Origin of the sequence: Psychromonas sp. KJ10-2 (assembly GCF_047323255.1) — a bacterium.
Taxonomy (GTDB): Bacteria; Pseudomonadota; Gammaproteobacteria; order Enterobacterales; family Psychromonadaceae; genus Psychromonas.
Genome location: NZ_CP178827.1, coordinates 793,041 through 808,573 on the forward strand (window position 1 = coordinate 793,041; position 15,533 = coordinate 808,573).

Annotated in this window: 12 protein-coding genes and 2 pseudogenes; 2 read left to right on the forward strand and 12 right to left on the reverse strand. The window is 39.3% G+C overall.

Going from position 1 to position 15,533, the window contains the following annotated elements; genetic code table 11:
* Positions 1-2: 2 nt before the first annotated feature.
* Entirely contained in the window at positions 3-1,355 is a 1,353-nt protein-coding gene (locus ACLKL2_RS03805) for a glycine cleavage T C-terminal barrel domain-containing protein (protein WP_413694242.1), read from the reverse strand.
* Positions 1,356-1,358: 3 nt separating this feature from the next.
* A pseudogene (locus ACLKL2_RS03810) lies at positions 1,359-2,395 on the reverse strand (NAD(P)/FAD-dependent oxidoreductase); the annotation flags it as partial.
* Positions 2,396-2,540: 145 nt separating this feature from the next.
* On the opposite strand from ACLKL2_RS03810, the gene ACLKL2_RS03815 reads away from it, so the two are divergent.
* Together ACLKL2_RS03815 and ACLKL2_RS03820 are read left to right on the forward strand one after the other, a co-directional pair.
* The gene (locus ACLKL2_RS03815) at positions 2,541-3,416 is read left to right on the forward strand and encodes a MurR/RpiR family transcriptional regulator (RefSeq protein WP_413693433.1); all 876 of its coding nucleotides are present in this window, start codon (positions 2,541-2,543) and stop codon (positions 3,414-3,416) included.
* 87 nt (positions 3,417-3,503) lie between these two features.
* Positions 3,504-4,412 (forward strand): MurR/RpiR family transcriptional regulator, encoded by a 909-nt coding sequence (locus ACLKL2_RS03820; protein WP_413693434.1) that lies wholly within the window; start codon positions 3,504-3,506, stop codon positions 4,410-4,412.
* A gap of 80 nt (positions 4,413-4,492) precedes the next feature.
* Here ACLKL2_RS03820 and ACLKL2_RS03825 read toward each other — a convergent pair whose 3' ends face one another.
* The 10 genes and pseudogenes from ACLKL2_RS03825 to ACLKL2_RS03870 form a co-directional block, all read right to left on the reverse strand.
* Positions 4,493-4,783, reverse strand: a complete 291-nt coding sequence (locus ACLKL2_RS03825; RefSeq protein ID WP_413693435.1) for a universal stress protein — start codon at positions 4,781-4,783, stop codon at positions 4,493-4,495.
* 139 nt (positions 4,784-4,922) lie between these two features.
* Positions 4,923-7,001 carry a TRAP transporter permease gene (locus tag ACLKL2_RS03830; protein WP_413693436.1) on the reverse strand — a complete coding sequence of 693 codons (2,079 nt, stop codon included), beginning with the start codon at positions 6,999-7,001 and terminating at the stop codon, positions 4,923-4,925.
* Positions 6,998-7,519, reverse strand: coding sequence for a hypothetical protein (locus ACLKL2_RS03835; protein ID WP_413693437.1), 522 nt, complete (start codon positions 7,517-7,519; stop codon positions 6,998-7,000). The genes ACLKL2_RS03830 and ACLKL2_RS03835 overlap by 4 nt, the downstream gene beginning before the upstream one ends.
* 87 nt (positions 7,520-7,606) lie before the next feature.
* Entirely contained in the window at positions 7,607-8,584 is a 978-nt protein-coding gene (locus ACLKL2_RS03840; protein WP_413693438.1) for a TAXI family TRAP transporter solute-binding subunit, read from the reverse strand.
* 670 nt (positions 8,585-9,254) lie between these two features.
* On the reverse strand, positions 9,255-9,416 hold the full coding sequence (locus ACLKL2_RS03845; protein WP_413693439.1) for a hypothetical protein: 162 nt from the start codon (positions 9,414-9,416) through the stop codon (positions 9,255-9,257).
* A 39-nt stretch (positions 9,417-9,455) separates the two neighbouring features.
* A complete protein-coding gene (locus ACLKL2_RS03850) occupies positions 9,456-10,001 on the reverse strand; it encodes a DUF1285 domain-containing protein (protein WP_413693440.1) in 546 nt (181 codons plus the stop codon).
* 210 nt (positions 10,002-10,211) lie between these two features.
* Positions 10,212-10,658, reverse strand: coding sequence for a hypothetical protein (locus tag ACLKL2_RS03855; RefSeq protein ID WP_413693441.1), 447 nt, complete (start codon positions 10,656-10,658; stop codon positions 10,212-10,214).
* Positions 10,640-10,972: a hypothetical protein gene (locus ACLKL2_RS03860; RefSeq protein ID WP_413693442.1), complete on the reverse strand. Its 333-nt coding sequence runs from the start codon at positions 10,970-10,972 to the stop codon at positions 10,640-10,642. Before ACLKL2_RS03860 ends, ACLKL2_RS03855 begins: the two co-directional genes overlap by 19 nt.
* 85 nt (positions 10,973-11,057) lie before the next feature.
* Positions 11,058-14,188 (reverse strand): annotated as a pseudogene (locus ACLKL2_RS03865) (efflux RND transporter permease subunit).
* The gene (locus ACLKL2_RS03870; protein ID WP_413693443.1) at positions 14,185-15,525 is read right to left on the reverse strand and encodes an efflux RND transporter periplasmic adaptor subunit; all 1,341 of its coding nucleotides are present in this window, start codon (positions 15,523-15,525) and stop codon (positions 14,185-14,187) included. The pseudogene ACLKL2_RS03865 and the gene ACLKL2_RS03870 overlap by 4 nt, the downstream one beginning before the upstream one ends.
* Positions 15,526-15,533 lie beyond the last annotated feature (8 nt).

Below are 15,533 nucleotides of genomic sequence, written 5' to 3' on the forward strand. Positions count from 1 at the left end.
AATTAAACCTTCATGCGCGAGCTAGTTGGGTCAAATAGCGGTCCAATAGTCACTGTTGCATCGTGAAGAGTACGTGCAATGTCGACTTGAATACGGTCACCATTATTTAATGTCACTTCACTGTGCCCTAATGCAACAGGTTTACCAATACGGAATCCAAATGCACAAGAAGACGTTTGCCCTACAATTTTACCTTTAAAATAAATTGGTTCATGACCTAGCGGCACAGCAGACTCGTCATCAAATGCTAATGAAACAATATGACACGTATCACCAGCTGCACGCGATTTTGCTAATGCTTCTGCACCAATAAAACCTCCGGCTTTACGTGTTGCGAAATCAAGACCCGTTGTAATAGGAGTTACGTCACCATCTAACTCATGACCCATTGCACAGAAACCTTTCTCAATACGCATTGAACTCTGTGCAAACATACCTGCAGGTTGTGCACCTTGCGCAGTTAAAGCTGCATAGATTTCTTTAACATCAGCAATATCACAAGTGATTTCCCAACCTGCTTCACCAACGTATGACATACGTGCAGCGCGAACTTTTTTACCAGCAAGTTTAGCTTCAGCATGTTTAAAGTAAGCAATTTCATTAAGCCCTTCGGCACCACATTTTGATGCGAACTCAGCCGCTCTAGGTCCCATTAATCCGAGTACGGCATATTTTTCAGTACTGTCAGTTAATGTCACTTTAAAATCGTCAGAGTGACGTTGTAACCAAGTTAGATCACGTTTAATGGCATTTGTACCTACAAACAAACGGTAATGCTCATCACTAATACGTTGAGCAGTCACATCAGACTCAAACGTGCCACGGTCATTTAATAACGCACTATAGATAACAGAGCCCGGAGCTCGTCCCATTTGTCCGGCACAAACGTGGCGCATAAAAGCTTCAGCATCAGGGCCTTCAATTTCAATTTTGCCAAACGGAGATGCATCAAAAATAGCAGCAAGTGTATGTGCAGCCATTACTTCATCACGTACATTTTCATGCCAATCTGGACGTTCAAATCTTAATTCTGGTTCACAGGCTTTATTGAAATAAAGTGGGCGTTCCCATCCATAAAATTGTCCCATATGTGCTTTTGCTTCACGATATTCACTGTCTAAAGGTAATTTACGTAAGTTACGTGCAGTTTTAAGTTGTTTACCTGGATAAGCAATATCGTAATGTGTGCCTAAAATCTCAGGAGCACGTGCCATTAAGTGCTCTACGCTGTTAAAAATAGGTGCAAAGCGTTTTGCATCAGCTTCACCAAGGTCGTACTCTGTTCGCCCTTCCACAATTAGTTTCGCCAAGTTCATCCCAGCACCGCCACCAGAGGCAATGCCCACAGAATTCATGCCACAACCGAGAAATAAACCTTTAGTTTCAGCCGTTTCACCTAACATAAAAGTACCATCAGGCGTAAAACTCTCAGGACCATTAAGTAGCATTTTAACTTCAGCAGTTTCTAAAGCAGGTAGACGGTGAAGCGCGTTCATCATCATAGGTTCAAAATGATCCCAATCTTCAGGTAACAAGCCAAATTCAAATGACTCAGTCAATACTCCAGGTGCAATAGGTTTACCCATTGGCTCAAAACAACCCACTAACAAACCACCTGAGTCATCACGCATATAAAGGTGATTATCATGGTCTGATAAGGTAGGAATATTGCCATTAATGCCTTCAATAGGTTTAGTTAATAAGTAAAAGTGTTCACAAGCAAGTACAGGCACTTCAGCACCGGCCATTTCGCCAATTTCACGTGACCAAAGACCCGCACAAACAGCAATTGCATCACACATAATGGTGCCTTGACTAGTTTCAACCCCTTTCACTTTACCGTTTTCAGTTAAGATGCCTGTTACACCTGTTTGTTCAAAGATTTTAGCGCCTAAGGATTTAGCCCCTTAACCAAAGCAGAACAAACATCAGAAGGAGAGACACGACCATCATCAGGGGACCAAACAGCACCTAATACATCTTTGTGATTCATTAATGGCCAACGCTCTTTGGCTTCATCAGCAGAAATAGAAGTAGCATCAATGCCGTAGGCATGTGCTAACGCTTCTTGACGTTTAATATGACTGAGACGGCCAGGGTTAGTCGCGATAGATAATGACCCTTCTTGTATCCAACCTACCGATTGTCCCGTTTCTTTTTCTAGTTGAGAATATAAATCCACTGAGTATTGAATCATTTGCGTTAAATTACGCGAGTTTCGGAGAGCACGTACTTGAGCGGCTGAATGCCATGTTGTACCAGATGTTAATGCATTTCGTTCAACTAACACTGCATCGGTTACCCCCATTTTTGCAAGATGATAAAGCGTAGAACATCCCATAATACCGCCGCCAATAACGACGACTGAAGCGTGAGAAGGAAGAGTATCGGACATGTTTATATTCCCTAAATGTAAGCAGTTAAATAAGTGAAAATTATTTATTTGTGATTTTATTTTGCACCAATTACATTTATAGTCAATAATAACAAAAAATAACAAATGTAATTATTTGTAATCTCAATATTAAGGAAAAAAGCTGATGGACCCGACGTTAAAAAATAAAATTTTAATGCACTTAAAAGAGGCAATCCCTGAACTTCCGAAAGGGTTAAGATCCGCAGCTAAATACATTATTGATCATCCCTCTGATTTTGGATTAGATCCTATTCGTGAAACCGCTCAAAAAGCGAGTGTAAGTACTTATACTCTGATTCGTTTAGCTGAAAGAATGGGCGTTAGTAGTTATGATGAATTAAGGGAACCCTTCAGGCTTTCCTTAGTTTCAGCAGCTGCCAGTGTCGACCAACCGGAATGGATAGCAGGCTTAAGATCCTGTGGAGAATTAGGACAAATACAGGCTGACTCAGCCATTAATAGCATGGCGATTGTACAACGCTCATTAGAGCACCTTAACCAAGAAAAAATGCAACGTGTCGTAGACTTATTATTAAATGCTAATAATGTCTATTTAACCGCTGTTCGCGCAAGTTACGGCATGGCATTTTACTTACATTACGTAGGAAGAATGGCGCTACCTTCTATGCAACTCATCCCTAGAAACATGGCCAGTGCCATCGATGATTTGCACATGGCCGGTAAGGGCGACGTGTTAATTGCCATTACTTTAACGCCTTATTCACGTGAAACGATTGAGGCTTGTCAATTTGCACAACGAAAAGGGATCAAGCTTGTACTGATCTCGGATAGTGAGATTATTTCACCGGACTTTAGTGCAGATGAAACATTAATTGCGTCTGTACTTTCTACTCATCATTTTGGTTGCTACACGGGAATGATGGCTGTTATTGAAACTTTATTAGCAGTATTAGTCGCTCAAGGTGCAGAGGATGCACAAAAACGGATCGCTTCTTATGAAGCACTTCGTAAAGAAACAAATGCTTATTGGATTGGCTAAAAAAAACATTAGTTTTTATTTATGTGGCAATTCGGTAAAATAAATTTATGCTATTGAGTGTAATTTACTAGGAGTGCTTTTTCTAATATGTCTTTATTGCCGCTAACACTTGAAAACACTGACGTGGAGTTAATAAATAAAAATATTTCGGATTTTTATTTGACGCTAACACCTCAACTGCGAAAGGCTGCTGACTTCGTGTTAGAAAACCCTGTCGATATTGCTCTTTTACCTATTCGTAAAAGTAGCGATGCAGCAGGTGTAACTCCTTCAACATTAACTAGGCTAGCAAAAAAACTAGGATTCGAGCGTTATAACCACTTTAAAGATGTGTTTAAAAAAGCCGTTCATACTAAAGCACCGGTCAATTATGGTAATCGAGCACAATTACTTCAAACACTATCAGGTGCAAGCCCAAGTAATGGATTACTTCATAACTTTGCGCAGTCTTCGTTTAAAGACCTTGAAAACTTATTTAACAATGAAACGTTAAAGAAACTACAATCTGCTGCACAATTAATTGTAAAAGCAAAAAAAGTATACGCATTGGGGTTTCTGGATGCGTTTGCTTGCGCTCACCACTTTGCTTATGTTGGGCATATCGCTTTCCCAAATTTTAGCTTAATCCGTAGTAATGAAGGTAATTTGTTGAGCGAGTTAGTTAAAATAACGCCTAATGATGTGGTCGTGGTATTTGGTTCTGATCCTTATGCAATTGATACTATTAACTCAATAGAACTACTCAAAACACAAGGAGCTCAAATTATCTCCATTACTGATGATTTACGCTCACCACTTGCAGCTAACGTAAATGAAGTGTTTGTGGTTGAAACAGATACCCCACACTTTTTCCCTTCTATCTCATCGACTATTGTTTTAGCTGAAGCATTATTATCTGAATGTGTGACTATGGGAGGTCAGGAAGTATTACAAAATATCAGTCGATACCAAGAGACACTTCGTCATTTCGGCGGTTATTACGCACCAAAAAATTAATTGATTATTGTTAAATAATAGCGATAAAAAAACCGACATCATTGTCGGTTTTTGTAATGATTAAATAGGCTTTATGGTTGTTAATTCAGTCTCACAACCATTGTTGATACTGGAGAGACTCGCACTATTCTCGCTGCATTTGGTCCCATTAAATGATCAATAACAGTGGGTTTATGTGCGCCAATAATAACAAGATCAACATCTAGCTTTTTAATGGTAAGCAATACTTTTTCATATACAACACCTACTTTCACACGTCGATGTACATTTTGATTATCGGGTAACACTTCAGCAATTAATTTAATTAATGTTTGATTCGCTACCTCTGTTGCTTTTAGTAATGTGCCTTCCTTAAAAAAGAGCCGACCCATGATGAGCCATAATCGGGGATTACGGTCATGATAGTTATCTTCGCATCGTCCAAACTAGCTTGTCTTTTAGCTTCAAGTATCAAACCTTTTGCATCTTCTATATGCGTAAGATCGATTGAACAGAGAATATGTTTAGCCATTATATTGTTTCCTCTACCATTAATGCTTGTTTACGTTTTCGGCCCACCTGTAACCAAATAACCACTGCAACAAGTAAAAACGCTGGAATATAAAACAACTCTTTTGGAGGACGCTCTGTTGCTACGTCTAATTCTACGACTTCCCAATCAAAATCGATACCTAATTGTTCCGCTGCTCCGCCAAAACTTACATCATCAATAAAATACTGACCGTCTTCATCACGAAGCACAATACCTGCTGTATCTAATAAACGACTTTCTCCCGACTCACCTTTAGCACCAAGGGGTAATAAGTAGCGTGCATCAATAGGATCACCATTAAGGTTTTCACCAACTAATCGTACACGAAGTGAGGTATTACTTTCGGCAGCTTCAGCCATTTGTACTATTGAGCTACCAGGACGTGTTTCGAACTCAGGTGAAAATTTATTTAAGAAATAACCAGGTTGAAATAAAACAAACGCTGCTAATAAAAGCATCGCACTTTCCCAAATTTTCGACTTAACGACAAAGAAGTTCATGGTGCCAGCAGCAAACAATAACATAGCGATTAACGCAAAAATAAAGACAAAAATAGCTTGTATCGGCCCAACATCAATTAATAATAAATCAGTATTAAAAATGAATAAGAAAGGTAATAAAGCAGTTCTAATGGAATAAAAGAAAGCTTGAAAGCCTGTTTTTAATGGATCTCCTTTAGAGATAGCCGCGGCAGCAAAGCTAGCTAAGCCAACGGGAGGTGTTACGTCTGCCATAATTCCAAAGTAAAACACAAACATATGTACAGCAACTAACGGTACAATTAATCCTCCCTGAGCACCTAATTCAACAACGACACTAGCCATTAGCGACGATACAACAATATAGTTTGCTGTAGTTGGCAAGCCCATCCCCAGAATAATAGAGATAAGCGCAACAAAAAATAACATCGCGAGTAAATTACCACCGGATAGAAACTCTACAAACTCAGCCATAACTTGCCCGATACCCGTCAAAGTAACAGCACCAACAATAATTCCTGCCACACCCATCGCAGCGGCAAGTCCAATCATATTTCGCGCACCAGAGATCATGCCTTCAGCAATATCAGCGATACCTTCTTTAACATGACGCTTTATTTCTCCTTTACCACGGAAATAAGCTTTTAATGGATTTTGAGTTAATAATATAAATAACATACTCAAGGTTGACCAAAACGCAGATAACCCAGGTGATTTACGCTCAACCATCAACAAGTACATGAGTAACATAATTGGCATTAAATAATGAATGCCCGTTTTGAAGATCTCTTTGGTCGGTGGTAAATGCTCAATGGCATCTAAACTCATATTCAAATCAGGCCCCTTTGCTGCATAACGCACTGCAGCAACATATCCAGATAACATAATAGCTGCGATGATCCATATAGAAGCACTGCCAGTAACACTACCTAATACCCCCACTGCTAATCCAGCTAAATACAAAGCTCCGCCGAAAAAGATAATCGATAATGCAATAATTAAAATCGCCGCTAAAATTACTTTAACAGGATGTGTTTTTGAAGTGGCTTTCATTCCCATTTTCAAGGCTTCTAAATGCACGATATAGACTAATGCAATATAAGAAATAGCAGCAGGAAGAATCGCTGTTTTGACCACTTCAACGTATGAAATGCCAACATACTCAGTCATCAAAAATGCAACCGCTCCCATTACAGGAGGTGTTAATACGCCATTAATTGACGATGAAACTTCAATTGCACCTGCTTTTGTGGCAGAAAACCCTACCTTTTTCATCAAAGGAATTGTAAAGGTTCCGGTGGTGACTACGTTGGCAATTGAAGAACCAGAAACAAGACCCGTTGCTGCAGACGCAATAACAGCAGCCTTCGCAGGCCCACCTCGTAAATGACCTAAAGAAGCAAAGGCAAGTTGTAAAAAATAGTTACCCGCACCAGCCTGGTTTAATAAAGAACCAAACAACACAAATAAAAATACAAAACCAGACGACACACCAAGCGCTACACCAAAAACCCCTTCACTAGTCAGCCACATATGGCTCATCGCTTTTTCGTAAGATGCGCCCTTCCATTGGATCATTTCGGGCAGGCCACTCCATGAACCAAAAAAACATAAGCAAGGAAAAATAACGCAACTCCCATTAAAGGAAAACCAAGAGAGCGCCTTGCAGCTTCTAGTAATAAAACAATACCAACACCAGCTATAATCAAATCAGTTAGATTAGGAGCACCAGTTCGTTGCGCTATTCCTCTATAATCCCACCATAAATATGAAGCACTGACAGCAGCAACAATAGCAATGAGCCATGTGATTTTTCTAATATGATGTCGAGGGCTATTTTTAAAAGCAGGAAAAGCTAAAAATGCAAGACCAACAGCAAAGGCAAGGTGAATAGCACGGGTTTGGGTATCATTTAAAACACCTACTCCCAACAAATATGGTAACGGCGATGCTATCCATAATTGATAAAGCGCCCAGATAAGTGGCAGATACCATAAAACACCTTTACTAAATGCACCATGGGGTTTTCGGCCGCCAGTATCCGCATCACCAATGATGTCATCCAAATCGTTATCAGCTAAGGTTTTATCAGACATAAATTTTCCTATAAAAAGTTAAAAAAATACCTGCCAATATGGTGACTGACAGGCATTTATAAGGCGTGATGAAACTGCTTCCTAAAACTATAACCAACCACGTTCTTTATAGTATTTAATAGCACCAGGGTGAAGTGGAGCACTCAACCCATCTTTAATCATATTTTCTTCTTTTAAGGATTTAAAAGCAGGATGTAACTTTTTGAAAGCAGCAAAGTTATCGAAAATAGATTTAACGAGTACATAGACCACTTCATCAGAAGTATTTGCATCTGTCACAAACGTTGCTTTTGGGCCCCATGACGCAATGTCATCGTCATTACCAGAGTATAAACCGCCCGGAATAGTTGCTGCTGCATAGGCAGGATTAGCTTTTAATACTTTATCTGTACCAGATGTTGTTAAATCAAGAATTTTCACCGCACAAGTCGATGTAGCTTCCATGGTAGAGCCATTCGGTAAACCGGCAGCCCAGATAGCAGCTTCAATCTTCCCATCACACAAAGCAGCTGCTTGCTCTGACGATTTAAGTTCAGCAGCAAGAGATAAATCATCAGAAGTAATACCAGCCGCATCTAATAAAACATCTGCTAATACACGTTGCCCAGAACCTGGATTACCAATATTAACGCGCTTACCTTTCATATCAGCAACAGAGTTGATACCCGCATCTGCACGTACCATTACATGTAGCGGCTCAGAATGAACAGAAAATACAGCACGTAAATCAGCATAAGGCTCATCGTCTTTAAATGCACGAGTAGCATCAATTGCCGCAGACTGAACATCAGATTGAACCACGCCAAAATCTAATTCACCACCACGAATAGTACGCGTGTTATAGACAGACCCGCCTGTTGACTCAACAGAACAACGTACACCATGGTCTTTACGACCTTTATTTACTAAACGACATATTGCACCACCAGTTGGGTAATACACCCCCGTTACTCCACCAGTACCAATGGTAATAAATTTAGGCTCTTCAGCTTGAGCAGGAAGTGCAGCACTTAATCCTATTGATACAGACAGCACAGCTGTTGCTAATACACTTAATTTCAACATTCTGGTAACTCCTAACTTGTATAGTGTTTTATAAAAAACATCACGTTGAGCAGAGTTATCTGCATCAATCCATGGTGTCATCCTTGTCATCGATAAATCAATGTAATTAATAGATATCACGACCGATACAAATGTGTCAACGAAGACATTTAAATAATTTTTTTGTGTCCAAAGTTGGTGCAAAAGCAAATCTTAAGCCCCATTATGGTTCGTCAATAAAAATGTAAATATACGTTGGTATTTTGTATTTATGCTTGAAGAGGTTTAGTTAAATAATGAAAATAAAACCGCATTATTCATCTTTGTTTTGTATAGTATTTATACTTAATGACACGTTTAATTATTAATAACGAAAGATAGCAATACAATTGAAGACAGACAGAATGTTCATATTTTTAAAGCAATAACCCCTTCGTATACTTATTTTGTTCATTTTTACTGCACTATGTTAGAGCATTGAAAAAATACATTAAGACTGAATGAACTAGGTGTAATAGAAGTTAATTGGAGTACTTAATAAAAATAACAGTCTAGTTATATTTTTAAGCAAATACAGAAGAGCAACACTTAAGATGTACTAGCTCAGACTTGTTCTGACAGTTACCCATTTTGTAATGGTGAGTGTTTTATCTAACCATCTTCTATTATAAACCTCAGTTAATCTATCTATTTACGACAAGGATTCTAAAGCTGAATTGGATTTCTCTTGCGCTTCATTTCTGTCATTAACCATATCAATAGCGGCTTTAAAACCAACAATCAAGTCACCAATTTCATCTTCTTTATAACATTCATAAAAAGGCACTATCAAACTGATATAAATAACACCCACAGATAAAGCTATCAGCGATTAAAAAATCCAGAGCAATTATTAGCGGGAAGATGAGTCTTCAAGCATTAACAGATAAGGCTTACCCGCACTCGTTAAGCCATAGCCAGTTCCATCCACCGTCTCTAATATTTCTAATTGGTTTGCTAAATCATAATAAACTTGACGAGCAATAATCGCTTTCATTCCATAGCGCATAGAAACGTATGGGCGTTCATTACCTTCAAAGGGCGCAATCCAAATATCGCAATCTGTGCCAAGCGTCATGACATCATCGGTATGTGTTCTAAACTCAATTGCACTTCCTCGATCCGTTTCAATCCATTGCCAATGCGTGATCATAAACGGCGCATCTTCAACTTGTATACGTACTTTCTCAACCGGCGTCACGAGAAAGTGTTCACCCTTCTCTAACCAAAGAATACGACTGAACATTTTCACCATCGCAGGACGATTTATTTTACCGCCTTCATGGATCCAATCGCCGTTTGATTTAATAACCAAATCCATATCGCCACAAAAAGGCGGCGTCCACTGATCAACAGGTGGTAGTGAATCATACTTTGTACTTTCTAAACCTTTTAACATATCCCTTCCTGCCTCATTAATGTGCTAATAAGTAAATATCAAATTTATCAAAAATAGTATGACTTAAGTACACACATTTTTTTAATAAGATGCAATCACAAAAAATACAAAAGCATTAAATCAGAGTTATATAGATCTATGATAAAAACCCGTAATCCTCAATTAACATAGCATTACGGGTCTTGGCTCTTAAAATATGGACTAATACAACTAAAAAATTAAAAATGTTTTCATTATGTTACTCAATTCATGAGCAATCTTGACGAAATTGCTGATGACTCTTTTACTATGCTCTTTTATTTTCCCTAAAATAACTTTTACTTCATCTCTCTCTTGTGTTTCATTTAGGGCCTTAAATAAACGTTGTAGTTCGTCCATTCCTTGCATGTATTTTAAATGTTGTTGGTGCTGCTGTGTATCCATCCCTTTCATGTTGTTCATTGCCGACATATCATGGTCCATGCCTTCCATCTCAGTCATATTCATATTGCTATGATCCATGCCTTTCATTTCAGCCATGTTCATATTGCTATGATCCATGCCTTTCATTTCAGCCATGCTCATATTACTATGATCCATGCCTTCCATCTCAGTCATATTCATATTGCTATGATCCATGCCTTCCATTTCAGCCATGTTCATATTGCTATGAACCATGCCTTCCACCTCTTCCCCGCCATTTTTGGATGATCCATCTCCTTCAAATTGGAGATAGTCACAGGTATAAATTGATGTGCCTTTTCAGCTAGTGTTAATAATTCATTGAGATGTGCTTGCATCTTTGCTTGGTCTTCACTCTTGAAGCCCTTTACATATCCCCTTAGTTCACTCTTCATATGCTTCATTAACTGCCCTAGCTCAGTCTCCTTAATTTCACAGTGATTTTCATGTGCAACTGTTGAGCTAATTGGGAGACCTAGCAATAAAACGCCAGATATCAAAGTGGCTACCGTTGTTTTTTTAATATTCATGATTTTTCCTTTTTCATTATATGTAACAAAAATATTCAGCTATTTAATGTGCTGATAAAACATCATATAGCTGATTAAATAATGCTTACTTTTGGTTGATTAACTGTTGACGCATTGAGAACTTTTTCCACTGGAAATAGACTGCAGGCAATATCAATAGGGTTAAAATGATGGCGCTGACCATTCCCCCGATCATAGGTGCAGCAATGCGTTGCATCACTTCTGAGCCAGTTCCATCGCCATACATAATAGGTACCAAACCAATCACTACAGTTGCCACTGTCATCATGACAGGCCTAACGCGTAAACCTGCACCCTCTATGACAGCATCTCTTAAGTCTTGCCTATTAAATTGATTGAGACGCTTTGATTTTTTGTCGGCTAATGATTGATTTAAATAGATAAGCATAATAACGCCAATTTCAATCGATACGCCTGCTAATGCAATAAAGCCAACGCCGACGGCAATCGAGAAATTAAACCCTAGTAGGAACATCAACCAAACTCCTCCCATCAGGGCAAAAGGTAAGGTCGAGAGAATCAGCAGGACTTCACCGACACGTCTAAAGGCCAAGTAAAGTAAAACAATAATGATGGCTATTGTAATAGGGATCACTTTCGCCAAACGCGCGTTGGCTTTTTCCATATACTCATACTGCCCAGACCAAATCAGTGAATAACCCGCGGGTAAGTTAATTTTCTGATTAACAATTTCCCTTGCTTCTTTTACATAGGAACCTAAATCACGGTCTTCAATATCAACAAATATCCAACCATTTAAACGTGCATTTTCTGTTTTTATCATTGGAGCACCTGTTTCGATAGTGACCGCTGCGATGTCATTTAAACTGATCGCTATTTTAGATGGCGTAATGATAGGTAATGCTTTAAGTGCCGATACGGAATCCGGTAATAGTTAGGGTACCGTAAATTGACAGGGTAACGTTCTAAACCTTCAATGGTTTCAGTGATATCTTGTCCACCAATTGCGACGGCAGATAATTGTTGAATTTGTGCCACACTCAGCTCATAACGAGCTGCTTTTTGACGGTCAATGTCCACGTTAATGTATCGTCCACCACTGACTCGCTCAGCATAAACAGAAGCAGTTCCTTCCACTGAGGTTAATATCTGCTCAATTTGCTTGCCAATGCTTTCAATTTCAACCAGATCGCCCCCCGCAATTTTTATCCCTATGGGCGTTTTAATGCCGGTTGCTAACATATCAATACGTGTTTTAATCGGCATCACCCATGCATTGGTTAACCCTGGAAATTGAATTAAGTTATCCAACTCTTGTTTTAATAACACCTTGGTCATGCCTGTTCGCCATTCCGCTTTAGGCTTGAATTGAATAACCGTTTCAATCATGGTTAAAGGAGCGGGATCGGTTGCCGTTTCAGCACGACCAACCTTTCCCCATACAGTTTTCACTTCAGGTACTGTTTTAATCAGCTTGTTGGTTTGTTGTAATAACTGCCTTGCTTTACCTATTGAAATACCCGGATAGGTAGTCGGCATATACATTAAATCCCCTTCATCAAGTGGAGGAATAAACTCACTACCAATTTTGTTGATCGGATAAAATCCAACCACGAGCAGGACTAATGCCATTATGATAAGTTGTTTAGGAAAACGTAAACTAAAGGTTAAAAAGGGTTTATAGAGGGCAACCACTAATCGGTTTAATGGGTTTTTATGCTCCGGTAATACTTTGCCGCGAATGAAATAGCCCATTAAAACAGGTATTAAGGTAATTGCTAAACCAGCTGATGCTGCCATTGCATATGTTTTAGTGAAGGCTAATGGTGAAAACATCTTGCCTGACTGACCTTCCAGAGCAAATACGGGCAAAAAACTAAAGGTAATAATAAGTAATGAAAAAAACAAGGCAGGCCCAACTTCACTTGATGCCTTCACAATCACCTGCCAACGGTTATCATCGGTCAGCTCTGTTTTCTCCATGTGTTTATGTACGTTTTCAATCATTACTATCGCCCCATCAACCATGGCGCCGATAGCAATGGCAATTCCTCCGAGTGACATGATATTTGCGTTAATCCCTTGCCACGACATAATAATGAAGGCAACAAAGATACCCACAGGTAAGCTGAGTAAAACTACTAAAGATGATCGAAAATGAAATAAAAATGCGGCACACACTAACACCACTACGATAAATTCTTCCAGTAACTTATCGTATAAATTATCTACCGCTGCGTTGATCAACTCTGAGCGATCATAAGTAGGGATGATTTCAACACCTTCAGGCAAGCTTTTTTGCAATGTATTGAGCTTTTCTTTGACTGCTGAAATGACCCCTTGTGCATTCTCACCATAACGCATCACAATAATACCACTTACCACTTCGCCCTCACCGTTAAGCTCTGTGATGCCTCTACGCATTTGTGGCCCTAAACGGATCTCTGCTACATCCCCCAATAAAAGTGGCGTTCCTTTATCATTCACTTGTAATGGAATTAACCGTAAATCGTCGATTGAAGTGATATAACCAGTGGTGCGTACCATATACTCAGCTTCCGCCATTTCAAGTACACTTGCGCCAGACTCTTGATTTGCTGCTTTAATCGCGCCACTAACAGTATTTAAAGAGATGTTATAAGCCCGTAATTTATTGGGATCAACACGCACCTGATACTGTTTAACCATACCGCCTACAGTCGCCACCTCAGAAATACCTTCGACTGTTTGTAATTCATATTTTAAAAACCAATCTTGCAAGCTACGCAACTCGCTTAAATCATGCTTTCCACTTTTATCCACCAAGGCATAACTAAAAATCCAACCCACGCCAGTAGCATCGGGACCTAAGGCGGATCTAGCTTGTTCCGGCAGGTCCGGAGCCACTTGTGAAAGATACTCTAAAACACGAGAACGAGCCCAATATATATCAGTCTCATCATCAAAGATGATATAAGTATAAGAAGCCCCAAAGAACGAATAACCACGAACGGTCACTGCGCCCGGCACACTCAACATAGCAGTGGTTAATGGATAAGTGACTTGATCTTCTACTACTTGAGGTACTTGACCAGGATAAGTGGTTTTAATAATAACCTGTACATCAGAGAGATCGGGTATTGCATCGATCGGTGTTTTTTGTAAGGAATACACCCCATAGAGCACAGTCACAACGGTGATCAATAAAACAAGCATTCGGTTTTTTACTGACCAGCTAATAATATTAGGGATCATAAAACCTCCCCTTGAATATTAATCATAAAAGGCTTTACGTTATGAATACCTAACGCACTGAAATCAAGCCAATCTAAATCTTCATCCTCTTTGTTTGGATCGTATTCTTGTTCTTCTTTTTTATTTTGATCCTCCAACATACGTTCAAAATCAGCACTGATACTTGATTCACTATCTAATAAAAACTGAGCGGAAGTGACGACTTTTTGCCCTACTTCAAGGCCAGATAACACTTCAACAAGGTCTTTATTTTCTAGCCCAGTTTTCACCAGAACAGAGCGAAATTTACCTTCGCCCATGGCTAGCACCACACGGTTCATATTACCGCTATAAATCACAGCTTCACGAGGTACTAGCAGTCGCTTACCTGAAATAGTTGGCGTTAATACCACTGAAGAAAACATATTAGGCTTTAACTGATTAGTTGGATTTTCAAACTGTAAACGAACACGAAGAGCTCGGTTTTGTTCACTCATTTCAGGATAAATGAAATCAACTTTCCCCACCCATTTTTGTCCTGGAAAATAATCTAAAGTCATTGCAGCAAGGTCACCTAATTTAACCAGTGAAGCTTGTTCAGAAAACACTTCTATCTCTACCCAAACAGAATCTAAGTTAACCGCTTTAACTACTAATACTGAAGGTGAAATATACGCCCCTTCATTGACGTTAAGTTCAGAAATTGTGCCATCCTCTGGCGCATAAACCGTCACCCTCTGAGAAACCTTTTTACTTTTTATAATCTGCCTTATTTGATGTTGACTTACGCCAAGCGCATTGAGTCTTGCTTTAGATGATTCCACCAAAGCGCGTCGATTTAACTTAATGGCATTAAACAGAGAGGTTTGGGCTTTCACTAATTCTGGTGAATAAAGCTCATACAATTTTTCACCCGCTTTAACCTCTCCCCCCACCGATTTCACATACAGCTTTTCAATCCAACCTGATACCCTGCTATTGATTTGCCAAACAGCATCTTCATTTTCCTGTATCTGACCGAAGCTATCAATTTTGAGCTTAAATTCAGCCTCATCTACTACAGCAGTGCGTACTCCTAGATTGTTTTCAACAGCAGGTGATATTTTCACCGTGCCTTTTTCTGTATCTGCTTTATCTTCTTCATAAACAGGAATCAAATCCATTCCCATTGGGGATTTACCAGGCTTATCTCGGCGATAATTAGCATCCATTGGAGCAACCCAATATTTCACCTTGAGAGTCGACGTTTCGGTCTCTGTCATTGCTGTTTGATGCGTGGTTGAAAACTGAAAAATGCCACTTTGATTCAGCAAGAATCCGGTCAATAAACCGACCAATAAAGTTAATAAATAACGCATAATTTTTT